We start from the raw sequence: 23,821 nt of genomic DNA, 5'->3' as shown, positions 1-23,821 counted from the left end.
GAACGGCCAGCCGAAGCAGGCCATGATCAGCGCCATGGTGAAGCTGTCCATGTGGTTGCGCAGCACGAAATAGAACAGCACCAGGATCGGGAAGATCGGCACGGCGACGAAGATGTCGTTGATGAACATCAGCACCCGGTCGACCCAGCCGCCCAGATAGCCGGCGGCGAGCCCCACCGCGATCGAGATGATGCGGCTCAACACTGCTACGGTGAGCCCGAACAGCAGGCTGTTCTTGAACGCCGCCGACAGCTGCCAGAACAGATCCTGGCCGCGCGAATTGGTGCCGAACCAGTATTGCGCCGAGGGTGGCTGGTCGGGAATGGTGAGATAGATCTGCGAGGGATCGACGGGCGAGACGAAGCTCAGCGCCGCAAAAATGACCACGATGCCGACCAGGATCAGCCCGATGGTGAATTCGGCATTGTAGCGAACGAGGTCGCGGAAAACCGAGAACATCTGGCGCTTACTCCGCCTTGACGCGCGGATCGAGCAGCGGGTGCAACAGATCCACGATGAAGATGGCGAGGGCGACGGCGGCGATCGAAATGGTGCAGACGGCGAGCACGGTCGAATAATCGCCGGCGTTCACCGCATCGACGAGCAGCGAGCCCATCCCCGGATAGTTGAACACCTGCTCGGTGATCACGGTGCCCGAGAACACTCCGCCGATCACCATGGCGAGCGCCGTCACCTGCGGCACCAGCGCGTTGCGGATCACGTAGCCGCCGACAATGGTGTCGCGGCGGACGCCGGCAAGTTCGGCATAGGTGACGTAATCCTCGGTGACGATGTTGGAAACCAGCGCCCGCATGCCGATGAACCAGCCGCCCAGCCCCACCAGCACCAACGACAGGGCCGGCAGCAGCGAGTGCTGCAGCACCGAGAGAACGAACGGCACCGTCCAGCCCGGCCGCACATCCATGGCGAAGCCGCCCGAGATCGGCAGCACCGGCCAGAGGAACCCGAAGACGATGAGGATGATGAAGGCGACGATGTAATAGGGGATCGGCTGCAGCCCCATCGAGACGATGCCGAACGCCTTGAGCCAGCGGCTGTTCTGGAAATAGCCGGCAAGCCCGCCGAGCAGGTTCCCCACGACGAAGGTAATGGCGGTGGAGGTCAGCAGCAGCCCCAGCGTCCAGGGCAGCGCGCGCATCACCAGTTCCATTGCCGGGGTCGGGAAGGCCATCAGCGAGGCGCCCAGATCGCCGCGCAGCAACCGGGTCCAGAAGTTGAAATATTGGGTGAGCACCGGCTGGTTGGTGCCGAACATCTCGGTCAGCGCCAGCCGTGTCGCGGCGATCGCTTCAGGCGACAGGTTCGAGCGCGCCGAAAGCCGCCCCAGCACCTGCTCCACCGGATCGATCGGCGACAGGTAGGTGACGACGAACATCGCCGAGACGCCGAAGAATATCACCGCCAATAGCTGCACGAACCGCTTGGCGGCGAACCACAGATAGCCTTGCATAAATGCTCCTAATCAACCGAGGTGGCTGGCTAGCCCGCGGCGACATCTTGTCGTCCGCTCCCGCGGCGCGCTCCGCGGATGAGTTGAACTACTGCGATCGCCCCACCCTCGATGTCATCCCAGCGAAAGCTGGGACCCATTTCACCGCCCGCGCCAGCTGATAGTTGGGTCCCAGCTTTCGCTGGGATGACACGCGGTGGTGGGGCAAGATCAAGCCAACCTCCAGGACCGGCGCAGTTCAATCGTGAACGGCTCAGCCCCCTCCGCCAGCGCCACAGAGCTCCACCAGAAGGCGGGAGGGAGCGCGGGAAAGTGCCCGCGCCCCCTCTCACCCCTTGGGAGAACCTCAGCCAGCCACCGGGCTGATCTGGGTGAAGATGTAGCGGCCGTTCGACCAGTTGGTCACCGGGTTGGCATAGGGCTTTTCGGCGTTCGGCCAGCCGGTCCAGAAGCGGTTCGACTGGATGGAGAACACGTTGTAGGCCATGATCGGGATGTTCGGCATCTCCTCGAGATGCAGCTTCACGAACTGATGGCCGTACTCGATGCCCTTGGGATCGTTGAAATCGATCTTGCGGATGTTCTCGATGATGGCGTCGAGCCGCGGATCGCTCCAGCGCATCCAGTTGCGGTCGGGCTGGGATTCGCCGGGCTTGGCCACATAGGCCGAGTGGTAGCTGTCGAGGAAGAAGCTGAGGTCGGGGTGACCGCCCCAGGTTTCCACCGCCCAGGCGATGTTGGTTTCGTAGTTGCCGACGCGCTGCCGGCCCCACGGATCGCTGTCCACCTGCGCGGTCGCCTGCACGCCCGCCTGCGTCCACATCTGGGCGATCATCACGCCCAGCCGGTTGATCACGCCTTCCTGCGGCACCATCAGCTCGAAAGCGAAGGGCTGGCCGTTCGGCATCATCCACTGGTTGCCGTTCTTGCTGAAGCCGGCCGCCGTCAACAGCTCTTCGGCCGCCGCCACGTCCTGCTTCCACCAGCCATAGCCGAAGGCGTTGCGCACCGCCGCTTCGTCGGTCGGCACCGCGTCGCCGAACTGCGGACGCACCATGTCAGCGATCTGCAGCCCGATATTGGGATCGTACGGCTTGATCTTGCGGGTGCCGGTATCGACTTCGTAGTTGATCAGGAAGTCCTGCAGCGGCGCATGATAGTCGCGCGGATGCGTGCCGGTCGGCGGCACCGAGATGGCCGAGAGCGTCGCCGCGCCGCGATACGAGGCCATCGACATGGCGCGCGCATCGAGCATCAGCGCCAGGGCCCAGCGCACGCGCTTGTCCTGGAACTTCTCGTTCTGGTGGTTGAAGATGATCATCGGCAGGGTCGGATCGGGGTGGGCATAGGGGAAGCCCGGGAACCAGCCCTGGATCTGCGGATCGTCCTTGACCACCGCAAACGTGCCTTCCGGCGTCAGGTCATGCACCATGTCGAGGTTGCCGTTGCGGATCTCGATCAGACGGTTATCGGTGCTGATGTTGTTGCGGTAAATGACATATTTCGGCTTGGGCTCGGCAATCATGCCCAGCGCCGTACGCTGCCAGTCCTCACGCTTCTGCCAGATATACCAGGTGCCGTTCGGATCGAACGAGTGCAGCGTATATGGCCCGATGCTGACCGGCGGATTGGCGTCGTAAGTGAGGATATCCTCGACTTTTTCGTAGACATGCTTGGGCATGATCCACGCCGCCGTCCAGCGCACCGAGAACAGCGCGTGGAAACGCGAGTTCGGCGCATTGAGCTTGAAGAGAACTGAATACTTGTCCGGCGCGGTGACTTCCTTCACCTGCGCGGTGAAGGCGCCGTTATAGGGGGTGCCGGGCGTTGCCTTCTGCTTCTCGACGGTGAACACCACGTCATCGGCGGTGAACTCGACCCCATCGCTCCAGAAGATCCCCTGCTTGAGCTTGACGCTCATTTCGGTGAAATCGGCATTGTACTGCCAGAGATCGTCGGCGAGCGAGTTGTAGACCGCGTTCTCGCTGGCCCCTTCGATGCCCGCATCCGGATCGATGAACCAAAGCGTATCGGTGGTCAGGTTATGCAAGCCGTTACTGGTGCCGTTGCCGGCGCCGACGGCCCATAGGTTGAACCAGGCCGGATTGCGGATGATCCCTTCGGGATTGTGAACGATCACCGTCTCGTTGCGCGGGAACTGCGCCAGGTCCGGTGCAGTGCCGCCGGCATCCTGGGCGAAGGCCAGGCCATTGGCGGCAACAGTAAGGGCACCGACAGCGGTACCCAGCAAAAAGCTGCGTCTATCCATGATTTTCCTCCCCATGGCGGGAGCGCCTGTCGCACTCCCTTGCCGAAAGCGCTCCACCGCTTTCGGTGCGCCATCCTAGCCGCGAAGCTCGGGTTGTCAACTCGAGTTTAGATGTACATCCGATATCGTAATACACACTGCGTCGTGATGAGGCACGCACGTCACGGCTAAGCACAAGCTGGCCCCGCTGGTGCCGCGTCTCGGACAATTTCCATTATATTACAAATATATGACTGATGTTCGACATCACAGGTCAGATCCGCCCATCAGCTGGCTCGGCGACGCCCTGGCGCCACCAACCCACCTCATGGTCGATTCGATGAATATCCGAATATCAGGACTAAATGCATAGTGACCCTGCCACGCCGGATTTAGTTGCGCCGCCCCTCGAGCCGCATGACGATCTCCTGATCGTGCTGTCCGAAGCCGCTCCCGAAAATGTTGAGCCCACCTGGAAAGCGAGCGTCCGCCGAAACCCCGATGCGCAGCCGGATCGACGGATTGGCATCGAGCCCGAGATCGGAAACCGACACCTCGGACACCCGCTCGCCATCGACGAAAGTGCCGTCGGCAGTCACCCGCCAGTTGCTGAGATCGCCCTGCTCCGACCCATATCGTGCGACCCCATCGCGCGGCTGAACCGCCCGCTTTCCGGGCGTCGCCAAGGTCAACGCGCCAATCGTCACCGCATTGACGGCAATTGAGATCTGGCTCGGCCAGTCGGGTGAGGTGCCCGGCGCATCGGAGCTGAGCTCCATCGAAAATTCGACCGCCTCGACCACTTCAATCTGTCCGGCCCGATAGGGGAATCGGTATTCGACAAAGCCGCCGGCGAACCATAACAGCCCTGCCTTGACCCGCGCCGGTTCGAAAAAAGCCTCGGGCATGTCGATGAGACCAATGATGCCGTCGACGGAACGGAGGCCACACGGCGCCACAACGCTGCAACTCGTATAGAGCCCCAGCGGCACCGAAGCCTGAACCAGACCATCCCCTGTCACGGCACATCTCCCTCCCACCGTGTCAAGCTAACAGGTTTTCCGTTCATCGACCACAGATTGCGTACAATCCGACCATTTGGATACGCGGTTGGCAGCGATTTTGCCTTCCATGTGATCTATATCAGCATCTAAGGTAGCCTTTGGCTGCCCCAGAGCGAGGCGGCACGACGTTTCCCGCCCTGCCCAACGGATCCCCCATGCGCACCGCCACGCCCACCTGGACCGCCGACAATGGCGACGGGACCTTCACTAACCCGCTGTTTTATGAAGAGTTCTCGGATCCCGATATCATCCGGGTCGGCGACGCCTACTATATGACCGGCACCACCATGCACGTGATGCCGGGCCTGCCGGTGCTGCGCTCCACCGATCTCGTGAACTGGACCCTGCTCTGCTACGCCTTCGAGCGGCTCGACCTCTCGCCGGCCTTCCGGCTCGAAGGGGGCGAGATCTACGGGCAAGGCATCTGGGCGCCGTGCATTCGCTATCGCAACGGCACGTTCTACATCTTCTCCAATGTCAACGGCCAGAAGACGCAGATCTTTACCGCCACCGATCCGGCGGGGCCGTGGACCCGTAGCGAGGCCAGCTACAATTACCACGACCTCACGGTGTTCTTCGACGATGACGGGCGCGCCTACGTGGTCTGGGGCTATCGCAACCTCAGGATCGCCGAGCTCGACCCGAGCCTCCACCACGTGCTCGCCGGCACCGAGCGCGACCTGACCCCACCCGACAGCCTGATGGGCGAAGGCGCGCACTTCTACAAGGTCGACGGCAAGTACCTGATTACCAGCGCCTGGTTCGCCGGGCCGATGCGCATGCCCTGCGCCCGCGCCGACCACATCGACGGACCCTGGGAGATCAACCCGGCAATCTCTATCGACGAGGATTTCGGCCTCGTCGAAGGCTACAAGATCAAGGGCGCCGGCATTCCCTTCACGCTCGAGCCGCCCTTCGAGCTGGTGCCGCCCAACCCCGCCAATAACGGCCGGCTCAACCTGCACCAGGGCGGCATTGTCGACACTCCCACCGGCGAATGGTGGGGCTGGTCGATGATGGATTACAATTCGCTCGGCCGGCTGACCTGTCTCTCCCCCATCACCTGGCAGGATGGCTGGCCCTATTTCGGGCTCGCCGGCAATCTCGGCCGCACCCCGCGCACCTGGGTCAAGCCGAACAGCGCTGCGCCCTCTCCCGTCGCCCTGCCCTGGCCGGCCCGCAGCGACGATTTTGACGGCGCAACGCTCAACCCGCTCTTCCAATGGAACCACGTGCCGGTCGATGCCAAATGGTCGCTGAGCGAACGCCCGGGGCACCTCAGGCTCCACACCCTGCCTGCCCAGGATTTCTGGTGGGCCAGGAACTCCCTGACCCAGCGCGCCGTCGGCCCGCTCTCCACCGCCACCGCCGCGCTCGATGGCGCCGGCCTTGCCCAGGGCGATGTCGCCGGCCTCGCGCTGCTCGGCATGCCCTGGCGCTGGGTCGGCCTCGCCCGCACTGTGGCCGGCTACGAGATCCGCGCTTTCGACTACCAGACCGGCAGAACCACCGCCCTGCCGGTCGCGACGCCAAAAATCTGGCTGCGCGCCGAGTGCAACTTCCTCACCGAAATGGCGCAGCTCAGCTATTCGACCGATGGCAAGACCTTCTCCAGCATCGGCGAGCCGGTGATCATGGTGTTTCAGCTCAAAACCTTCCAGGGCATCCGCTACGCCCTGTTCGCCTATAACGAAGCGGGGCAAGACGGCGGCCACGCCGATTTCGACAGCCTCACCGTCGACGAACCGCACCCGCGCGGCCTGATGCGGCCAATCCCTGCCGGCCAGCGCGGCACACTGGTGCTGGCCACGGACCCGGCAGTCGGCCTCGGCTCAAAGCTCGGCACCGTGGTCGGCGGCGCGCCCGAACCTCTCACCATCGAGCCGGTCGGCCTCGGCCGCGTCGCCCTGCATCACGCGGCTGGGCAGCTGTCGGTCACCGCTGGCGGCGTGGTCACCGCCGGTGGCGTCGCCGGCGAAGCGACCGAGTTCCAATGGATGGAGACCCCGACCGGCGAAGTGGTGCTGATGGCGCTCGCCACCCACCGGTTCCTGCGCATCGATCGCGCGGGACAGGTCCGCGCCGATAGCCCCGGCCCCCGCCCCGACGGCGAGGACGGCACGCGGTTCCGGTTCGTCGCCGGCTGAGTAACGCGACACGCTGCGTCGAATACACGGGCTATTCTACGCACAATCTGCGTCGAAAAGCCTTGCCTTTGCGCCGATAGCCGCTCATATTCTACGCAGAAGGTGCGTAGAATAATGCAGTTCATCTATCAACTGGCGGACTGGCCGAAATTACGATGGGATGAGCGAGCGATCGCCGGCCTTGTAGGAGAGGTGCGCCACGCCCAAGGCAAACTCGCCGGGAAAATGCAGATGCTCGGCTTTCCGCTTGAGCAAGAGGCCGTGCTGGCGACCCTTACCGAAGACGTGCTGAAATCGAGTGAGATCGAAGGCGAGATCCTCAGCAGGGATCAGGTGCGTTCATCTGTGGCGCGCCGGCTGGGCATGGATATCGGGGCGCTCGCCGAACCGGATCGTGAAGTCGAAGGCGTCGTCGAGATGATGCTCGACGCCACGCAGAGTTTCGCGGCCCCCCTGAGCGATGAGCGTCTGTTTGCCTGGCACAGCGCCCTGTTCCCCACCGGGCGGAGCGGCATGACGCGAATTCAGGTCGGAGCCTGGCGTGACGACACGACCGGTCCCATGCAGGTGGTCTCGGGTCCCTATGGTCGCCAGAAAATTCACTTTGAGGCGCCGGCTGGCAACAGGATGCCCGCAGAAATGGCAGCCTTCCTCGCGTGGTACAACGTACCGTCCGAAATCGACGCTGTGGTGAAAGCAGCGATCGCGCACCTGTGGTTCGTGACCATCCACCCTTTCGAGGATGGCAATGGCCGCATTGCTCGGGCGATCGCCGATATGTCCCTGGCCCGCTCCGAAGCCAGTCCGCGCAGGTTTTACAGCATGTCGGCGCAGATCCGGGCCGAGCGAAACGCCTACTACGCCATCCTCGAAAAGACCCAGAGCGGGGATCTCGATTGTACCGAGTGGCTGCTGTGGTTTCTTCACTGCCTGGCACGCGCCATTACGGGGGCGGAAGCGACGCTGGCCAGCGTCCTCCACAAGCATGCGGTCTGGGAGCGCATCAAGACGCATGACTTGAACGACCGGCAGCGCCTGCTCATCAACCGTTTGCTTGATGGGTATGAGGGCAAACTCACCACAAAGAAGGCTGCGCTGCACGTCAAAGCCTCGCACGACACGGCGCTTCGCGATATCGAAGATCTCATCAAGCGCGGCATTCTGCAAAAGGACGGTGCCGGTGGTCGCAGTACGAGCTATTCGCTGGTCGCGGGCTCGCCGTAGCGTCGACCCACCTAGCCGCCGGCTAGAGCTGTGAAGCGTTACCGCCTCGGCTCGTAGCGTAGCGCCATCGCGCCCGAGCTGAGTTCGATCCGGTCGACCAGCTTCAGCTCGACATAGCTGGCGAGCCCGGCGAACGGCGTCGGCCCATGGCCGGCAATCCTGGGCTGCACCACGAATTCGTACTCATCGATCAGGTCGAGCGCCGCGAGCGCCAGCGGCAGTTGCACGCCGCCCGTCAGCAACGCCTTGCCCGGCTGCTGCTTGAGCGCCCGCACCGCCGCTTCAAGGTCTCCGCGCACCAGCTCCGAGTTCCAGTCGACCCGCTCGAGGGTACGCGAAACGACATGTTTCTGCATCGCGTCGATAGTGCGCGCGAATGGCAGCTGCCAGTCAGCCGGCGGAGTGGTGCGTGTCGCGAGCCGCCAGGCGCCTTCCATCATCTGGTAGGTGGTGCGGCCGAACAGCAGGGCATCGGCCCGGCTGATGCTCTCGGTGGCGTGGCGATGGGTGGCGCGCAGCGTTGCCTGCTGCAGCGCTTCGTCCTCGGGGATCGCGTTATGGTGCACGCACCCGTCGAGCGTCACGTTGATGGAGTAGAGAAGTGGCCGCATCAGGCGCTTTGCTCCCTGGTTGTTCGTACCGCGATGGCGTGGCCGAAGCGCTGCAGCTGGCTGGTCAGTCCAATGATGGCGCCACGCGTCATTTCGGGGTCCGGATGACGATCCGCCGTCAGGATCATCCGGACACGCCCGGCTTCGGCGTGCAGCTCCACCAGCATGTCGTAGGGATAGGGCTCGACTCCGGGCACGAAATCCATGTCGAAGCGGATGCGCAGGCGCCGGTAGGGCACCATCTCGATGAACCGCGCGCTCACCCAGACCGTCGTCGGCCGGTTGAGGTTGGTGAGATAAGTCACCTGCTCGCCGCCCACCGCCGTCATCACATGCGCGAACGCACCGCCAACCCTGAGCTCGAGGGCCGATACCTCGACCTGCATTCCCTCGGGCGCAAACCACGCCTCGAGCCCGTGTTTGGTGGTCCACAGTGCCCAGACATCTTCGACCGGGGCATCGTAGACCCGCTCGAACCTCAGCCTGTCCGCGCCCGGCTCGCCGGCAGCTGCCGTCATTTCTCGTCCTCGGGTTGCCGCAGGTCGCGCCGGCGGACCAGCGCGGCGTCGAAACGGTCGAGCCGATCTTGCCAAAGCGCGCTGTAACCCCGGACCCACACGTCGATCTGCCGGAACGGTTCGGGCCGGAGCGAGTAGAGCCGCCTCGCCCCATCGGGCCGCATCGCAACGAAGCCCGCTTCGCCGAGAATCCTGAGGTGCCGCGAAACCCCCGACTGATCGATATCGACCGCGCGGACCAGGTCCCCCACCGCCTGCTCGCCGCCGGCCAGTGCCTCGACGATGCGCAGCCTGGTCGGGTCGGCCAAGGTCTGGAATACGCTTTGTTGCATCATCATGCATATGTATGTCGATGCATATTTGCGGTCAAGTCGTTTTCGCAGCGTCGGGCCGATGCCTGCTGTCGCTGCGGCGAGGCGCGACCGCCTCAAGCGATCCGCCGGTTCCGGTTGTGGCGCATCAGCACCGCTTGACGCTGGCGGGGGCCGCTGAGATTGCTGTTCGGGTCGTGCGGAGACACACCCGGCATGTTCGACCTGCTATCTGCGTGCATAAGGTTCGATGCCTCCCGTGAGGGGGCAAACCAGCTCGCCGCCCGGATCTCCGAGGTGGGATGGGAGGAATTGCTGCAATACGCCGGCACGCTCCGGCTCGACGCGGTGCTGGTGCGCGCCATTGCGCGGCTCGATCTCGCTCCGCCCATCCCCGCGATAACCCTGCCCGATGGACGGGTGACCATCACCCGGGCGCTGGCTTTGCATAGGGCGAGCCACACCGAGCGCCGACGTGTGCTGCTCGAGCGGCTTACCGAGATTGCCGCCGCGCTGAATGGCGAGGGCATTGTCCCCCTGGTGCTGAAGGGGGGCCGCTCGCTGCTGGTCGGCCAGCCGGAGTGGCGCCAGCTGCGCGATATCGACCTCCTGGTCGAGCCCCGACGCGCCGGCCGGGCCCAGGATCTGGTGCGCGCCCTGGGCTATCGCGGCGCCGAGGCGCCGCCGTCCCGGCTGGTGCACCACCACCTCGAGGAGCTCTATCGCGACGACCTGCCGGGCTGGATCGAGATCCACCGGCGCGGCGGCCTGTCGCGCGTCGAGCACTTTCTGCCGACGCGGGAACTGCTTGGGGCGGCCAAGACCGTCACACTCGAGCCGGACGTGCGGCTCGCCATCCTGCCGCCGCACCTCGATCTGCTGTACGGGGTGATCCACTACCATATCGGGCATCGAGGGATGAATCGCGCCGAGATCGAGCCCAAGGGACTCTACGAGTTCGGCGCCGCTGTCCTGGCCCTGAGCGAGGCGGAACGCCGCGCGCTGCTCGATCGAGCGGCGCTCAATCCGCGGCTGCTGGCGATCCTCGAGTTCTGGATCGTTGCCGCCGCCGAGCAGTTCGGCATGCCCGTTCCTGCCGAGCTAACCCCTGCCCCCGATATCGTCGGCTGGTGGAACGAGCTCGCCAATGCTGACCAGACCAGGCCTACCGGGATTGGCCGCGAACTGCGTGCCGCGCTCGACCAGGCCCGGATGCGCCGCGCCAGCGGCGGCCACAACCCGCTGCGGCGCGCCCTCTGGCGCATCTCGATCCCCCTCAGTTTCCTGAAGCGCCCGGTATTGTTCAGCTAGGCGCTGCCCCCTGATCCTCCCTCGCGGGACGGGGCAATCGCATATCAAAGGCGCTGAGCTCTCGGTGGTCCTCCACCGCGCAGCGGGGTCGCGGCTGAGCGCCAATGGGCGCTCACCGCTGGGGGACCAGCGAAGCTGGTGGAGGGGGGCGACCCCAAACACCGGAGCTTCCCGCCGCCCCCTCCACCGCCTTCGGCGGTCCCCCTCCCCCGTTTCACGGTGGAGGACCACCTAGAGGCCGGTGCCCTCACCCCGACCAGTGGACAATCTCGAGGTCGGGTAACCCCCACGGCTGCACCCCCATGTCGAGCGCCATGATGCCGAGCCCCTCGGTCTCGATCTCGCCACGCCCCCACACCGGATGTTTCGGCCGCGCCTGCTCGCTTTGATTGCCGTAGCGGAAGGCCGGAAAGATCAGCCCGTCGCGATGCAAATCCGCCCGCACCAGCAGCATGGTGCCACCCACCGATTGCAGCCGCACCGGCCCCTGCCCGCGGCGCGCGTCGAGCGTCACCTTGCCGTGGTCGGCCCAGGCGTTGAGATCGAAGCTCTTGCCGCCGGGCGCCACCACGCAGTTCGGCGTCACCACATCGAACCCGGTCTCGAGCAGCCGATGCAGCACGTCGGCCGGATAGTCGGCAAGATCGATATCCAGCCACAGCACATAATCCTCGTCGCCGAGCGCCCGGAACAGCAGCTGGTTGCGCGCCCGGGCGAGGATCTGCCGCCGCGCCATCTGCAGCCCGGGGGCCCAGCGCGGCAGGCCGGCCGGCATCTGGAAGCCATAGTCCTTCTTGTGCAGGCTCACCCGCGCCGCCCGCGTCTCGAGCCGCGGCAGCAGCGCCTCGAGCGCCGTGTAGCTGCCATCCGTGCTGTCCCCTTCGAGCAGCCCCACAGACAGCCGCGCCTTCGGCCAATCCAGCTTTTCGAGCAGCGATGCGTAGGTTTCGAGATAGCGGGTGGCGTTCTTGGCCGGCGTCAGGATCAGCACACTTGGCAAGTCAGGCAATACTGCTCTCCTCTGGCGCAACCAGGAATTGCCCCTGACCGATGGCCTTGCTATCGATCCGGACTGCCGGAGTATTCGATGAACCAAGTGCCGAACACCAGCGAAGATCTCACGGCCCTCGCCGAACGTCTCGCCGCCGCGCGCCCGGACCTCCCCGCCGGTCGCTTTGCCGGCCGCGGCATCGTGGTGTGCGCCGGCGGTTCGCGGGTGTTCACCAACGCCTATGTGCTGCTGTCGCTGCTGCGCCACACCCTCAACTGCACCCTGCCGATCGAAGTCTGGCATTTCGGCGCCGAAGAAATGTCGCCATCGATGGCCGGCCTGTTGGCCGAACTCGATGTCGAGGTGGTCGACGCGCTGCCCCGCATCGCCGCCGAGGCGGCCAAGGTGCGCGATGGCTGGCAGCTGAAGCCCTTCGCCATTCAGCATTCGCGCTTTGCCGAAGTGCTGCTGCTCGATGCCGACCAGGTGCCGGTGCGCAATCCGGTCGAACTGTTCGATTGGCCGGAATATCGCGAGACCGGCGCCGTGTTCTGGCCCGATGTGGTCGAGTTGCGCGAAACCAACCCGATCTGGGCCGCGCTGGGCCTCGTGCCGCGCCGCACCATTTCGCTGGAGAGCGGCCAGGTGCTGATCGACAAGCGCCGGCATTGGCAGGCGCTCAGCGTGGTCGGAGCGCTCAATGCCGAAGCCGAGCGGCTCTACCAGATGATCTACGGCGACAAGGACACCTTCCTCATCGGCTGGCAGCTTGCCGAGGCCCGGTTCGCCCTCGTGCCGCACAGCCCGTTCAGCGATGAGCGCTACCTGGTGCAGCGCGATTTTTCCGGCGCGCCGCTGTTCCAGCACCGCACCAACGCCAAGTGGGTTTATGCCGGCGCCCAGCACGAGCTCGAAGGTTTTGTGCATCTCGAGGCCTGCAGGTCGGCCATCGCCACCCTGCGCGACCGCTGGAACGGCCGGGTCTTCAACCTGCCCGATCGCAGCGTCGCGGCCCGGGCGCTCGAGGCAGAGCTGCTTGAAGCCGGCCCGCTGCTGCTCGATGTGCTCGCCGACGAAACCATTCGGCTCGAACTGCTGCCGGCGGGCGAGATTGCGCGGCACGGCGGCCGCGCGAATGACCGGCAGAACTGGTGGTGCGAGGAGCGGCCGGATGGGTTCGACTTCGTCATCAGCGATGCCGACCGGGTCACCTACCGGCTGCGCCGGCTCGATCGCGACAACTGGGAAGGCCTCAGGACCCGCGTTCCCGAACACGTCGTGACACTCCGTCCTGCCGCTGCCGGCGATGCTGCCGCCGCGTCGGCGCCGGGCCTCGTCGATCAACTGCTGCGCGCCGCCGGCTATCCGCACCTCAGCGCCGACGCCGAAGCCGAACTGCGCGCCGCCCTGCGCCTCCTCTGCCGCGTCGAGCCTGGCGCCGTCCGGCGGCTCGAACTCCTCGCGGCGCAATCGACCGGGCTCAACGAACTGCTCGAAGCGGTAGCGCCGCCGCGCCAGCGTGACGAGGTACGCCGCGACATGGTGCTTGGCCGCTTCTATCATTTCACCAGCCAGAATGACTGAACGACGGGCGCTGTTCATTGCTCCGGCAACGCCGGCTCGCGCCGGCAACGGCCTCGCCATGCGGCTTGGGATCTTCCAGGATGCGCTGGCAGAGGTCGCCGAGGTCGAGACCCTGGTGCTGCCGGTTTCGGGGCCGCCGCCCGACGAGCGTTTCACCAATGCCTTCGGGGCCACGACGCTGTCGGTTTCGGTGGCCGGCCGCTTCGATACCCAGTTCGCGTTGCTGAGCCGCATTGCCGACCCGGCGGAGCGGTTGCGGCAGTTCCGTTTCTATGGGCGCGGTAGCCGCCACGCCGCGCTTTCCGGCCCGGTGCTGGCCGAAATGAAGCACGCGCTGGCCGGCCGTCACTACGATCTTGCCCATATCGGCCGGCTCTATCTCGCCGATAGCCTCGGCAGCGCCCCGGCGCCGCGCCTCAGCCTCGATCTCGATGAGGACGATGCCTGGGCCTGGCGCCGCCTCGCCGCAGCACAAACGCCCGATGAAGCGGCCTGGTCGGCGGCCGAAGCCGAGGCCGAAGACCGCTTGCTGGCGCGACGGGGGCCGGCCTTCGCCGCGCTGTTCGTCTCCGGCCCGGCCGATGCGGCCGCGCTGGCGGAGCGTCATCCGGGGCTGCGCTTCGATGTCGTCGCCAACGCCATCGCCTTCCCTGCGGCGCCAGCCCGCCGCGATGACGGCGCCACGGTGCTGTTCGTCGGCGCCTTCGGCTATCGGCCCAATGTCGAGGGCGTGCTGTGGTTCATCCGCGAGGTCTGGCCCGGGGTTCGCGCCCGCGCCGCCATCCCGCCGCGCCTGCTGCTGGTCGGGCGCGATCCGCCTGCCGAGCTTCAGGCGCTCGATGCCCCCACCGACGGGATCGAGGTGCGGGGGCCGGTCGACGACATCGCCACCGCCTACGCCGCGGCGACGCTGGCCATCGCACCGCTGCACGCCGGGGCCGGCACGCGGCTGAAGCTCATCGAGGCCGCAGCGCATGGCGTGCCGCTGGTGACCACGAGGCTCGCGGCACGCGGCCTCGATTGCATCGATGCCGAGACCGCCTGGCTCGCCGATGGATCCACCCCGTTCGCCGACGCCGTACTTGCCGCGCTTGCCGATCCGGCGACCCGCCGGCGGCGCGCCGAGCTGGCGCGGCAGCGTGCCCAGGCGGCGCACGACCGGGTACAAGTCGTTGCCGGGCTTGCCCGAGTCTTTGCCGACATGCTTCAAACAGGCGACGCCGCGCAGGGACACCGATGAGCATCGACATTTCCGACGACATGATCTTTTCGCCCACCGAGGGACTGGAGATTTCCGAGGTCCCCGATGGCCGGGTGATCTACCAGGCGGCCAACGAGCGCGTGCATTACTTCAACCCCACCGCGGTGGTGGTGTTCGAGCTTTGTGGCCTCGGCCACACCGTCGCCGAAATCGGTACCTTCCTCAAGGATGCCTATGGGCTCGCCGCCGAACCGACCGCCGAAGTGCGCCAGTGCATCGAGGCGCTTGTGAAAGAGAACCTGCTACGTCCCTCGACCCCATAATCAGCCGCACGCTCAGGCGCGAATACCGGCTGTTCGCCCCGGACGAAGCAGCGCGTCGGGCGCTCGCCTTCGTCGCCGCCGACCCGGAAGTCGAAGGGCGTTCGCTGGAGCCGGTCGATATCGCGGTCGAGCGGCGGTTCGGCTTTCTCGCTGCCACCCTGCCCAACGGCGCCATGGTCGAAGGGACCAGCCGGCATGTGCTGGGCATGCTGCATGGCCTGATGACCTGGGATCTCGCCCAGTCGCACCCGGCGAGCCCGCTCATTCACGGCGCCAGCGTGCTGATCGGTGGCCGGCGCTTCGTCATCACCGGCGACAAGGGAGCGGGCAAGACCACCTTCATGCTGTCGCTGCTCGCCGCCGGACACGAGGTCGAGGGCGATGAGCACCTGGTGCTCGAGGATGGCGGGGTGATTGCGCGCCCCCGCACCCTTCGGGTGAAGCCCGGCACCCTCCGCCTCGTGCCGGGCCTGCCCGATGGTCTCGAAGCGACGCCGACCATCGATATCTGGGAAGGCGGACTGATCCATGCGGTGAGCCCAGCCCTTTTCGGCCGCCCCTGGGTAGTGCGCCCCGGCAAGCTCGATGGCATCATTTTCATCGCCCCCAACCACGGCGGGCGCAGCGTGGTGGCGCGGCTCTCGCCTAACGCGGCGTTTCAGCGGCTGATGCGCACCGTACTCTTTCCCGGAGTTTCCGTGCTCGCCGAGACTGTGCGGGTGCGCCGCCTCGTTACCGAGGCTCCGGCCTTCGAACTGCGGCTCGGAGACCTCACTCAAGCACAATTCCAGTTGCAGCAGCTGGCCAGGACTTGACGCCCTGCAATGAGTAAACTCTAGTCGCAGTATTGTAGATCGAGAGCCACTAATGACCGATTCCAGCAAGAAAGACCTCGACACCGCACTCGATGGTGTTGATGCGAACCGCCGCCAGTTTCTGCGCAAGGTCGTGCTGACCACTGCTTTCGCCGCGCCGGTCGTCGCGTCGTTCGCGGTCGATGGCATGATGATCAGCTCTGCGTCCGCCGCCAGCTGCGGTAACCTCAGCAACTGCTCCTGATCGCTAGGTGACGTCGGACATCCGAATCTCTGCCGTCCTGATCGTCAGGAACGAAGAGGTTTTTTTGGAAGGATGTCTGGCGTCCATCGCCGATCATGTCGATGAGATTGTCGTCGTCGATACCGGTTCGGTCGACGGCACGATGGATATTGCCCGCTCCTTTGGCGTGAAGCTGCTGGAGCGGCAATGGCGGCATGACTTTGCCTGGGCCCGCAATGAGGGGCTCGCAGCGGCCAGCGGCAACTGGATCCTCTACATCGATGCCGACGAGCGGTTGCGTGTGCCAACCGGCGCCTCGCTGCGCGACAACCTCGATGGCTCGGACACCTGGTGCGCCATGGTGTGGTTCAGCCCCACCGTCAACGCCACGCCCTATCGCGAATACCGGCTGTTCCGGAACGATCCGCGGCTGCGTTTCAAGGGCTCGATGCACGAGACCATCCTGCCCGACCTTGACATCCTCAGGCAGAGCATCGGCGCCAGCATCGCCGACAGCCCGGTTGAACTGGTGCATCTGGGTTATGAAGGCGGCTCGGAATGGAAGCATCAACGCAACCTGCCGCTGCTGCGGGCGGCGATCGCCGAAAACCCGGATCGGCTCTACTACTATTATCATCTCTCCTTTACCCTTGCGGCGCTGGGTGAGGCCGACGAGGCGCTGGCGGTCAGCGCCGAGGGGTTACGCCGCGCCGACAGGAGCACCATGGCCTCGACGGATGGGGCGATCGGCGCGTTGATCGCGCATCAGCACGCCATGCTGCTGCATGAGCGCGGCGATGACGCGCTGCCCGCCATCGCCACCGGCTTCCGGCACTATCCGCGCAACCCGTCGCTGCAATTGCTCGAGGCGCGCATCCTGATCGACCACGGTCGCTTCAGCGACGCCCTGCCCATTCTGGACGAGCTGGCGCACACGGATTCCGCCACCTACCGCGACCGTCGCGTCGCGCATGACCGGCGCATCTTCGACTTGCACGCCCACGACCTCAAGGGCGTGGCGCTGCTGCGCCTCGGCCGCCGCGCCGAGGCAGCCGAGAGTTTCCGGCTTGCAGCGCTCGCCGCCCCCGACGAACTCTCCTACCGGGTCAAGGCACAGGCGCTGGGCGCGCAGCTGTGACCCTCGTCGCCATTCCCGTGCATCAACGCGGCGACCTGGTGCGGCATTGCTTTGCGACGGTAGCGGAACTCGAATTGCCCGGGGGCAGCGAGGTCGTGGTGTTCGACGATCAAAGCCCGACCCTCGACGTGCCAGGCCTGGTCAGGACGACCCGGCTCGTCTGCCGCCTTGAACGCTCCACCACCCGCCTGGGCGCCGATGGCATGGTCGCGCACATCTGGCGGCATTTCCTCGACAGCAGCCACGAGACCTTGCTGTTTCTCGACAGCGACATGATCGCCAATCGCGACGCAGTGACGGTTGGCTTGCGCCTCGCCGGCCGCTTCGATGGCCTCGTCAGCCTCTACAATTCGACCATGCATCCTGGCACGCCGCTCAATCGCGAGCTGCTGAGCAAGGCGACGGTCGGCAATGCCGGCACCTTCTGGTCGCGCCGCCACGCCCAGCTGGCGCTGGATGGGGTCGGCAACGAGGTCTCGGCGATCGACTTCGCCTATTGCCGGCTGTTCGAAAGGCTCGGCATCCCCATCGCCACCCCGACGCAGAGCCGCCTGCAGCATCTGGGCATTATCGGCTTCAACAACCGCTATTATGGCAATCTCGACCACGGCATCGGCTTCGTGCCCGATGCCCCCGCGCAGTGGCACGCCATCGGCTATGTCTACAACGAGCTGATGACCAGACAGAGCGAGTTCCTGCGCCCGCCCGAGCCGAACTGGCTGTCGCGCTGGTGGCGGCGCGGGTAGCGATCACGGCCCTCCAGGACCCCCTCTCTTGCGGTGGCCTCCAGTTGCATCGGAGTAGCAGTCGGAACTCTCCCCCTTGGCGGGGGAGAAAGTGAAAACTTGGGCTTAGCGAGAGCTAAGTCCTTAGCTTTCGCCAGTGAGGGGTTTTGGGAGCCCTCCGTCCGCTACCCCATCCCCACAGCCCACCGCAGCCTGACTCCAACTTCATCCCCCACCCGCCTGAGCGCCGAAAGCTGGCGTCGCGTCGGCCCGCCCCCGCGCCGCGCCCGGCAGAGCTCCAGCAGCCGCTGGAACGGCTCCACCTTCACCGCTGCCGCCCGTTCGAGCAGCGCCCTGGGCAATGGCTGTCGGCGCCACTCATGGTAGCGGGCCGCCGCCTCGGGGTGCCGGGCAAGGTAATTGAGATAGGTGCCGAGCTCGCGGGCGCTGCCATAGGCGGCCGCATCGATATAGCTTCCCGGCGGCACGAACTCGGCGACATTGGGCGCGCCGCGATAGACCGGAATGCTGCCGGCGCTCAGCGCATCGTAGATCTTCTCGGTCACGTAGTCGGGCGCACTCGAGTTTTCGAACGCGATACAGAACGGATAGCGGGCGACCGCCCGGCGCTTGCTGAGCCCGCCCCCGTCATCGGCACTGAGCTGCCGGTTGTTGAACAGCCGCCCGTAGCAATCGATCGGCACGTAGCGAAGCAGTTCGGCCATCAACTGGGCGCGCCCCATGCGGTCGTCGCCATTGGAAATGAACGCCACCACCGGCGCCTGCTCGTCGCGCTGCGCCGTCGGCGCCGCCCGGATGCGCTCCCATTCGTCCGGCAGCGGCAGATAGGGCGTCCACACATCGGCATTCCGCTCATAGGTCATGCGCAAGTCGAACTGACGCATGAACTCCTGGTCGGCCATCAACGGGTAGTTGACTGTGCTCTCGAGCGACCAGCCGACCCAGCTTTGCAGCGGATAGCGGCGGGTGCGAAAGCCCGGCTTGCAGTTGGGCAGGTGGACGATCACGACATCGGCCAGTCCGAGCTTGCGGCGATCATGCGTCCAGTCGACGCCATCGACCGGCGGCAGCTCGGCTGCCCGGTTGAAGAACGGCGTATAGAACAGCGCCAGCAGCCGATCGGTCACCTCGGTGCTCATTGCGGCCCTCGTTGCCGGCGCCAGTTCGCTTCGATCAGCGCGACGGCTTCGCCAGTCGTCGCACTCAGCGTCATCTCGAGCGCCAGCCGCCGGCCGCGCTGCGCGATCTCGCGGCTTTCCGCATCATGGCCGCGCACCCAATCGAGCTGCGCCAGCAGATCGGAGAGGTCCGCCTTGACGGGTACGTAGTGCTCCCATGGTTTCAGCCGCTCGTAGTACCATTGCCGGAAGCCCAGGCGGCTCTCGACCTTCAGCACGCAGCAGCCGAACAGCAAGCGGGTGAACAGGTTCGACCAGGCATTGGAATAGCCATCGATGTCGAGCGCGTACTTGCGTTCGAGCCAGCTGGCCTGTGGCACCGAGGTCCCCGCGATCCCGAGCCGCTCATAGACGGCAGGACTGGCGCCGCGGTGCCGGGGCGACACGAATTTCACATCCGTCTCCCTGGCGCCGCGCAGCAGCAGGCAGGCCAGCAGCCGCTGCGAGCAGAGCTCGGGGTGGCCCTCGACGAGGTCTGCGTCAAAGCTCAGCTGCGAGTTGGTGCCGCCACGCCACACCAGGGCCGGGCTCCGCTCCGGCCACGGCAAGCCCTGCGCGAGCCCCAGCTTGCGTTCGCCTGCATAGCCGCGGCTCTCGAAAAAGATCGGGTCGGGCAGCGCCGTGACCTCAGGCAGTCGCGGCGAGGGCGAAAACGTCGCCGCCGACGGCAGATCGCCGTCCGACAGGGTGACGCTGATCGCCTCGACCGCCGCGCTGGTGTGCAGCATCCAGTAGACATATGAGCGCAGCCGCTCCGCGCCATACTGGCGCGTCGCCCCGGGGTCGTAGGACGACAGCCGTACCTCGAGCCCGCCCCGATGGCGGTGGATCAGCGCATCATGCACATAGGGGATCGCCGGATCGAGCCGGACTGCAACCTCGGGCATAGGGATGGCGAGGTCTCCCCCGAGCGCCCGCACGGCCCGCGCCGCGGCGTCGACCAGCCGGCGCTCTCGACCGTTTGCCCGCCACCGCGCGGCCAGCGCTCGAACTGCTGAAGGCATGCGAAAACCTGAAAAGCTGCCTGAGAAATACCTGCAACACGGCGCGCCCCGGATTTGAGCAGTCACGCCGACATATCCATGGTGGAGTGATCCATATCCTGTTTGACTACGCAATCGTCATCGGGCAAGCGCAGTAACGAGCGGATGGCTCGGCCAGCGCTCGCCAGACACAGGGCCCGCCAAAGTGCCGAGCGTCAGGATCAGGATCGACCAGCGCCCGGCCTTTGTCATCGAGACTCACGGCCGGCGCGATACGATCGTCTCGGCGGCGATCGAGAAAGACCACTGCTGGGATCCCGCTTCCACCCGCATCGCCCGTGCCGTGCTGCGGCACGAGGTGGATTTCGTCGATGTCGGCGCCAATATCGGCTGGTTCACGCTGATCGCCGCGGAAGCCCTCGGGGCCCGTGGCTCAGTGCACAGTTTCGAGCCCGATCCGCGTCATGTCGTCAAGCTGAAAGCCAGCGTGCGCCGCAACCACTTCCGCAACGTCACCATCAATGCCTGGGCCCTGTCGGATTTTGACGGCGAAGGGCGGCTGTTCCGCAACGAGAAAAATCTCGGCGACCATCGCATGTTCGAGTTTGGCCCGCCGCGGCGCTCCGAGCCGGTGGCGGTCCGCACGCTCGATGGCTATGGCGGGCTCGCCGCTGGCCGGCCATTACTTTTGAAGCTCGATGTGTAGGGCAGCGAGATGAAGGTGCTCGAAGGCGCCCGCCGCCTGCTGGCCTCGCATCGGGCCGAGATCGTCATGCTGTGCGAGGTTGCTCCCCACCTCCTCGCTGCTGCCGGCTCGTCGGTCGAGGCCCTGGTATTTCGGCTGCGCGACCTCGGCTTCCTGCCGGCGCTGATCGATCAAACGAGATCCATGGCGCATCCGCTGACCTGGGAACAGCTGGTGTCGCGCAGCCGGCAGGGCGTGGCCGAAAATCCGGAACACGAAACCGACCTGCTGCTGTTCCGCCGCCCCGACGGCCTCGTCGCCCCGGCGCTGCAGCTGGGGCGGGGATGAGCGGTGAGCCCGCCCGATCCTCCCGGATCCGGGCATTGTCCGGCCCGCCCTTCGCCCAGCCGCCTGCTCAGCAAGGGGGTGATCGACGCGGCGGAGCATGCGGTCTTTGTGGAAGCGGCAGCCACAGTCAGCGTCGACCAGCGTCTCGATCAAACCGCTGGCGCCGGCGAGCAGCTGGAACCGGCCACCAGCGCAGTGACGGCTTGCGCGACAGCTGCCGCTTTGGCCCGTGCCCCGCTCTTGCCTGGGCGCCGAGCCAAGTGCATGTTACCGCCCGCGAATTCTTCGCACGCGGGAGCACCCAATGCGAGCCTACTGATCCGAGCGCAGCGCCATGAAGCCGGGCATGCGAGCGTTCTTGCTCGCCCTCGATTCGGCGCGACAACCGCTTGGATCAGATCGTTCTCTGGGTAGGACTCGCTGCATCAATCGCAGCAATTGCCGCCGTTGCCACTCGATCACGTACTGACATTCGGCAACGCCGCGAGTTCTCTGTGGGCTTTGGTCAAACCTCTGCACTGCCATTCTCGCTCCATGCCCCAGCCGGCTAACGAGTGAACATCACGTACCTGCTGCATCCCCGCAGCAGGTGGCAGAGCCGACCGCGACCCCACATCCTCCCCTCGGAAACACTGATCCCACTCAAAGCCATTTGAGGGGATTACAATGTTGAACGTTACTATCGGCGAGGTGGAGCTGAAACTGCACACCGAGCCCGGCCTGTTTTCGCCGCTGCGGGCCGATGCCGGCACGCTCGCCATGCTCTCGCTGATCAGCTTTGACGCTGCGGACAAGGTGCTCGATCTCGGCTGCGGCTATGGCCTCGTGGGCCTTTTCGCCGCCCACCATGTGCCTCCCGCAAGCGTTGTCATGCTCGACAACGATCCGAGGGCCGTGGCCATCGCCCGCCGCAATGCCGATGTGAATGGCGTGCCCGAAGTGACGGTGGCCTTGTCCGACGGGCTGGGCGGCACGCGGGAGACGGGGTTCACCAAAATCATCTCGAACCCGCCCTACCATGTCGATTTCTCGGTTCCGAAGCAGTTCATCGAGAAGGGGTTCAACCGCCTCGCGCTCGGCGGAACCATGTGGATGGTCGCCAAACGACACGACTGGTACCGCAACAAGCTCGCCGCCATCTTCGGCGGCTGCCGGGTCCACCAGATCGACGGCTACCATGTATTCGAAGCCACCAAGCGCCGATCGACCTACGCGAGGGCGCGGCCGTGAAAGTTCTGGGCGTCAGTTCGAATTGAACAGCCCATCGTGGAGTAGAGATCGCCGCTTTAGCATCGGCGCGGCTCCCAACCCGCGCGGTCTGCCCTTGGCTCGTGCGACCGCGGGTCGATTGCGGCTGGTGACAGCGTTCTTGCCAACACCCCAGAGACGACGGCGGCCTTCGGGAGGGGAGCGTTCGAGTGGGGTAGACATAGCTGCGGCGAGACTCCGGAACTCAGGAGTCGCCGCTCGCCGACCGATGCTGACGTGGCCGATGGGCCTGCGTTCCTAAACGACCCACGGTCGCAACCTGATCAGTCGACGGGTTACTGGTTGAAGAACGTCTTCAGTAGACGGGCCATGAGTTCGGGGGCGACGACGTGTCCCTGCCCGTCGAGCGTGTGTCGTTCGGTCTGGGGGATGGCAGCGGTTATCGCTGTCGCGGCGCGGTCGAAGAAGTCGGTCGGGAGGCCTGCGAACTGGGGCTCGGTGGTCGGACCCTCGGTGGTCACCAGGACCGACTGAGTGATGCGGGCAAGTCGGTTCGTGGGGATCTTGTAGTCATTGAGGATCACTGCGTCTTTGACGAGCGTGTGGGCGAGCGCAACGGACGAGGCCCAGATCGGGTACTGTTTGTACGCCGCGATGTCCGCGTCGGGTCCGCCGGTAAGCCTCATGAACAGTTCCAGGAGCTCCTCGTCCCGGCCGGCCTTGTCTGCCTCGTAGGTGTCCGCAAGGTACTGGTTGAACCTCGGCCACTGGTCGTCCCCGATCACGTACGGCACATCCCACACCGCGATCCTGTCGATCGCCGAACCTGCCGCTGCTGCCTCCAGCGCGAGGGCGCCGCCAGATGAGGCGCCGTACACGTGAGCTGAGCCGCCGGCTGTCGCAATCAGCGCGTCGAGGTCTTCCACCTCACGCGCCAAGGCGTACGGCGGTGTATTGCCGCTGGCGCCGCGGCCGCGTCGTGCGTAATTGTAGACCGTGAAATGGTCGGCAAGGAGCCGGGCCAGCGGCGCGTTCTCAGCGCCGTCGTCCAGGGTGCCGCCGACGAGGATCACCGCCGGGCCAGCGCCTTGCCGGTCGTAGACGATCCTCGTGCCGTCCGCAGAAGTGACATGGGGCATCTTACTTCTCCTCTAAAGTCGTCTTGCGGACCCGTCTCGCCGGCACAGCAAAGAGCAGCCGGAAGTAGCGAGCTAGGTGATCGAGGCTGTCGAGCGCGGCGGGCATACCGTCCAGCGCTTTGGCGAGGATGAACGCGCCTTGCACGACCGCCTGGGTGTGCAGTGCGAGGCCCTCGGCTGTGAGTTCGCCGCTGTAGTCGCTGCGGGCAATTGCCGCCTCGATATCCGTTTCGAGCGTCCGCGCGTGCAACACGATGCTGTTGGCGCAGGCCTCACGAACGGCGGGATGCGTCACATAGGCTTCCTGCACGATCGTGCCGGCGTAGCAGGTGGCCTCGGGGATCGTGTTGGTG

Annotated in this window: 25 protein-coding genes; 13 read left to right on the top strand and 12 right to left on the bottom strand. The window is 65.6% G+C overall.

The genetic code is table 11. From position 1 onward, the window contains the following. The 4 genes from VGV07_RS24890 to VGV07_RS24875 all read right to left on the bottom strand — a co-directional run. Positions 1 to 459: ABC transporter permease (locus tag VGV07_RS24890; RefSeq protein WP_326871426.1), on the bottom strand; the 459-nt coding region annotated here is incomplete at its 3' end. 7 nt (positions 460 to 466) lie between these two features. Beyond that, positions 467 to 1,471 (bottom strand): ABC transporter permease, encoded by a 1,005-nt coding sequence (locus tag VGV07_RS24885; RefSeq protein ID WP_326871425.1) that lies wholly within the window; start codon positions 1,469 to 1,471, stop codon positions 467 to 469. A 346-nt stretch (positions 1,472 to 1,817) separates the two neighbouring features. Continuing rightward, entirely contained in the window at positions 1,818 to 3,740 is a 1,923-nt protein-coding gene (locus VGV07_RS24880) for an ABC transporter substrate-binding protein (RefSeq protein WP_326871424.1), read from the bottom strand. 371 nt (positions 3,741 to 4,111) lie between these two features. Next, positions 4,112 to 4,741: a hypothetical protein gene (locus tag VGV07_RS24875; RefSeq protein WP_326871423.1), complete on the bottom strand. Its 630-nt coding sequence runs from the start codon at positions 4,739 to 4,741 to the stop codon at positions 4,112 to 4,114. Positions 4,742 to 4,938: 197 nt separating this feature from the next. Between VGV07_RS24875 and VGV07_RS24870 the strand changes: the two genes are divergently transcribed. Beyond that, positions 4,939 to 6,930: a family 43 glycosylhydrolase gene (locus tag VGV07_RS24870; protein ID WP_326871422.1), complete on the top strand. Its 1,992-nt coding sequence runs from the start codon at positions 4,939 to 4,941 to the stop codon at positions 6,928 to 6,930. A 114-nt stretch (positions 6,931 to 7,044) separates the two neighbouring features. After that, positions 7,045 to 8,154: a Fic family protein gene (locus VGV07_RS24865; protein ID WP_326871421.1), complete on the top strand. Its 1,110-nt coding sequence runs from the start codon at positions 7,045 to 7,047 to the stop codon at positions 8,152 to 8,154. Between the two features lie 38 nt (positions 8,155 to 8,192). On the opposite strand, the gene VGV07_RS24860 is transcribed toward VGV07_RS24865, so the two are convergent. The 3 genes from VGV07_RS24860 to VGV07_RS24850 are packed head-to-tail and all read right to left on the bottom strand — an operon-like array spanning position 8,193 to position 9,621. Beyond that, entirely contained in the window at positions 8,193 to 8,765 is a 573-nt protein-coding gene (locus tag VGV07_RS24860; RefSeq protein WP_326871420.1) for a dihydrofolate reductase family protein, read from the bottom strand. Beyond that, complete coding sequence (locus tag VGV07_RS24855) at positions 8,765 to 9,283, bottom strand: SRPBCC domain-containing protein (protein ID WP_326871419.1); 519 nt, start codon at positions 9,281 to 9,283, stop codon at positions 8,765 to 8,767. The genes VGV07_RS24860 and VGV07_RS24855 overlap by 1 nt, the downstream gene beginning before the upstream one ends. After that, complete coding sequence (locus VGV07_RS24850; protein WP_326871418.1) at positions 9,280 to 9,621, bottom strand: metalloregulator ArsR/SmtB family transcription factor; 342 nt, start codon at positions 9,619 to 9,621, stop codon at positions 9,280 to 9,282. The genes VGV07_RS24855 and VGV07_RS24850 overlap by 4 nt, the downstream gene beginning before the upstream one ends. A gap of 189 nt (positions 9,622 to 9,810) precedes the next feature. Here VGV07_RS24850 and VGV07_RS24845 point away from each other — a divergent pair, with 189 nt between their 5' ends. Beyond that, positions 9,811 to 10,905: a nucleotidyltransferase family protein gene (locus tag VGV07_RS24845; protein WP_326871417.1), complete on the top strand. Its 1,095-nt coding sequence runs from the start codon at positions 9,811 to 9,813 to the stop codon at positions 10,903 to 10,905. A 247-nt stretch (positions 10,906 to 11,152) separates the two neighbouring features. On the opposite strand, the gene VGV07_RS24840 is transcribed toward VGV07_RS24845, so the two are convergent. Continuing rightward, a complete protein-coding gene (locus VGV07_RS24840; RefSeq protein WP_326871416.1) occupies positions 11,153 to 11,914 on the bottom strand; it encodes a hypothetical protein in 762 nt (253 codons plus the stop codon). 78 nt (positions 11,915 to 11,992) lie between these two features. On the opposite strand from VGV07_RS24840, the gene VGV07_RS24835 reads away from it, so the two are divergent. Genes VGV07_RS24835 through VGV07_RS24805 form a run of 7 tightly spaced genes read left to right on the top strand, consistent with a single transcriptional unit; the run spans position 11,993 to position 17,926 of the window. Further along, complete coding sequence (locus VGV07_RS24835; protein ID WP_326871415.1) at positions 11,993 to 13,480, top strand: hypothetical protein; 1,488 nt, start codon at positions 11,993 to 11,995, stop codon at positions 13,478 to 13,480. Then, entirely contained in the window at positions 13,473 to 14,720 is a 1,248-nt protein-coding gene (locus VGV07_RS24830; RefSeq protein ID WP_326871414.1) for a glycosyltransferase, read from the top strand. The genes VGV07_RS24835 and VGV07_RS24830 overlap by 8 nt, the downstream gene beginning before the upstream one ends. Beyond that, positions 14,717 to 15,004, top strand: a complete 288-nt coding sequence (locus VGV07_RS24825) for a PqqD family peptide modification chaperone (RefSeq protein WP_326871413.1) — start codon at positions 14,717 to 14,719, stop codon at positions 15,002 to 15,004. Before VGV07_RS24830 ends, VGV07_RS24825 begins: the two co-directional genes overlap by 4 nt. Further along, positions 14,953 to 15,819: a hypothetical protein gene (locus VGV07_RS24820; RefSeq protein ID WP_326871412.1), complete on the top strand. Its 867-nt coding sequence runs from the start codon at positions 14,953 to 14,955 to the stop codon at positions 15,817 to 15,819. Before VGV07_RS24825 ends, VGV07_RS24820 begins: the two co-directional genes overlap by 52 nt. Before the next feature lie 52 nt (positions 15,820 to 15,871). After that, positions 15,872 to 16,063 carry a hypothetical protein gene (locus tag VGV07_RS24815; protein WP_326871410.1) on the top strand — a complete coding sequence of 64 codons (192 nt, stop codon included), beginning with the start codon at positions 15,872 to 15,874 and terminating at the stop codon, positions 16,061 to 16,063. A gap of 7 nt (positions 16,064 to 16,070) precedes the next feature. Beyond that, positions 16,071 to 17,180 carry a glycosyltransferase gene (locus VGV07_RS24810; protein WP_326871409.1) on the top strand — a complete coding sequence of 370 codons (1,110 nt, stop codon included), beginning with the start codon at positions 16,071 to 16,073 and terminating at the stop codon, positions 17,178 to 17,180. After that, the gene (locus VGV07_RS24805; RefSeq protein ID WP_326871408.1) at positions 17,177 to 17,926 is read left to right on the top strand and encodes a glycosyltransferase family 2 protein; all 750 of its coding nucleotides are present in this window, start codon (positions 17,177 to 17,179) and stop codon (positions 17,924 to 17,926) included. Before VGV07_RS24810 ends, VGV07_RS24805 begins: the two co-directional genes overlap by 4 nt. Positions 17,927 to 18,090: 164 nt before the next feature. Here the strand turns inward: VGV07_RS24805 and VGV07_RS24800 are convergent, their stop codons facing one another. Both VGV07_RS24800 and VGV07_RS24795 read right to left on the bottom strand, forming a co-directional pair. Next, positions 18,091 to 19,065 carry a glycosyltransferase family 10 domain-containing protein gene (locus VGV07_RS24800; protein ID WP_326871407.1) on the bottom strand — a complete coding sequence of 325 codons (975 nt, stop codon included), beginning with the start codon at positions 19,063 to 19,065 and terminating at the stop codon, positions 18,091 to 18,093. Continuing rightward, on the bottom strand, positions 19,062 to 20,108 hold the full coding sequence (locus tag VGV07_RS24795) for a glycosyl transferase family 90 (RefSeq protein WP_326871406.1): 1,047 nt from the start codon (positions 20,106 to 20,108) through the stop codon (positions 19,062 to 19,064). Before VGV07_RS24795 ends, VGV07_RS24800 begins: the two co-directional genes overlap by 4 nt. A gap of 184 nt (positions 20,109 to 20,292) precedes the next feature. Here VGV07_RS24795 and VGV07_RS24790 point away from each other — a divergent pair, with 184 nt between their 5' ends. From VGV07_RS24790 to VGV07_RS24780, 3 genes are all read left to right on the top strand, one after another. Further along, entirely contained in the window at positions 20,293 to 20,793 is a 501-nt protein-coding gene (locus VGV07_RS24790; RefSeq protein WP_326871405.1) for an FkbM family methyltransferase, read from the top strand. 9 nt (positions 20,794 to 20,802) lie between these two features. Then, positions 20,803 to 21,120 (top strand): hypothetical protein, encoded by a 318-nt coding sequence (locus VGV07_RS24785; protein ID WP_326871404.1) that lies wholly within the window; start codon positions 20,803 to 20,805, stop codon positions 21,118 to 21,120. Between the two features lie 666 nt (positions 21,121 to 21,786). Further along, positions 21,787 to 22,350: a class I SAM-dependent methyltransferase gene (locus tag VGV07_RS24780; protein WP_326871403.1), complete on the top strand. Its 564-nt coding sequence runs from the start codon at positions 21,787 to 21,789 to the stop codon at positions 22,348 to 22,350. Positions 22,351 to 22,664: 314 nt separating this feature from the next. Here VGV07_RS24780 and VGV07_RS24775 read toward each other — a convergent pair whose 3' ends face one another. Then, complete coding sequence (locus tag VGV07_RS24775) at positions 22,665 to 23,468, bottom strand: alpha/beta fold hydrolase (RefSeq protein ID WP_326871402.1); 804 nt, start codon at positions 23,466 to 23,468, stop codon at positions 22,665 to 22,667. A 1-nt stretch (position 23,469) separates the two neighbouring features. Continuing rightward, the coding region (locus VGV07_RS24770; protein ID WP_414649996.1) for a TetR family transcriptional regulator C-terminal domain-containing protein at positions 23,470 to 23,821 on the bottom strand (352 nt) is incomplete at its 5' end.

The sequence above is a fragment of the Devosia sp. genome (assembly GCF_035944845.1).
Classification (GTDB): Bacteria; Pseudomonadota; Alphaproteobacteria; order Rhizobiales; family Devosiaceae; genus Devosia_A.
Note: the sequence above shows the minus strand (reverse complement) of the source record. Positions and strands in the feature narration are given on the sequence as shown.

Coding starts and splice junctions, on each gene's coding strand:
- VGV07_RS24880 (WP_326871424.1), bottom strand. CDS start 3,740: ATGGATAGACGCAGCTTTTTGCTGGGTACCGCTGTCGGTGCCCTTACT.
- VGV07_RS24835 (WP_326871415.1), top strand. CDS start 11,993: ATGAACCAAGTGCCGAACACCAGCGAAGATCTCACGGCCCTCGCCGAA.
- VGV07_RS24845 (WP_326871417.1), top strand. CDS start 9,811: ATGTTCGACCTGCTATCTGCGTGCATAAGGTTCGATGCCTCCCGTGAG.
- VGV07_RS24870 (WP_326871422.1), top strand. CDS start 4,939: ATGCGCACCGCCACGCCCACCTGGACCGCCGACAATGGCGACGGGACC.
- VGV07_RS24885 (WP_326871425.1), bottom strand. CDS start 1,471: ATGCAAGGCTATCTGTGGTTCGCCGCCAAGCGGTTCGTGCAGCTATTG.
- VGV07_RS24855 (WP_326871419.1), bottom strand. CDS start 9,283: ATGACGGCAGCTGCCGGCGAGCCGGGCGCGGACAGGCTGAGGTTCGAG.
- VGV07_RS24865 (WP_326871421.1), top strand. CDS start 7,045: ATGCAGTTCATCTATCAACTGGCGGACTGGCCGAAATTACGATGGGAT.
- VGV07_RS24815 (WP_326871410.1), top strand. CDS start 15,872: ATGACCGATTCCAGCAAGAAAGACCTCGACACCGCACTCGATGGTGTT.
- VGV07_RS24785 (WP_326871404.1), top strand. CDS start 20,803: ATGAAGGTGCTCGAAGGCGCCCGCCGCCTGCTGGCCTCGCATCGGGCC.
- VGV07_RS24860 (WP_326871420.1), bottom strand. CDS start 8,765: ATGCGGCCACTTCTCTACTCCATCAACGTGACGCTCGACGGGTGCGTG.
- VGV07_RS24780 (WP_326871403.1), top strand. CDS start 21,787: ATGTTGAACGTTACTATCGGCGAGGTGGAGCTGAAACTGCACACCGAG.
- VGV07_RS24795 (WP_326871406.1), bottom strand. CDS start 20,108: ATGCCTTCAGCAGTTCGAGCGCTGGCCGCGCGGTGGCGGGCAAACGGT.
- VGV07_RS24825 (WP_326871413.1), top strand. CDS start 14,717: ATGAGCATCGACATTTCCGACGACATGATCTTTTCGCCCACCGAGGGA.
- VGV07_RS24775 (WP_326871402.1), bottom strand. CDS start 23,468: ATGCCCCATGTCACTTCTGCGGACGGCACGAGGATCGTCTACGACCGG.
- VGV07_RS24830 (WP_326871414.1), top strand. CDS start 13,473: ATGACTGAACGACGGGCGCTGTTCATTGCTCCGGCAACGCCGGCTCGC.
- VGV07_RS24800 (WP_326871407.1), bottom strand. CDS start 19,065: ATGAGCACCGAGGTGACCGATCGGCTGCTGGCGCTGTTCTATACGCCG.
- VGV07_RS24850 (WP_326871418.1), bottom strand. CDS start 9,621: ATGATGATGCAACAAAGCGTATTCCAGACCTTGGCCGACCCGACCAGG.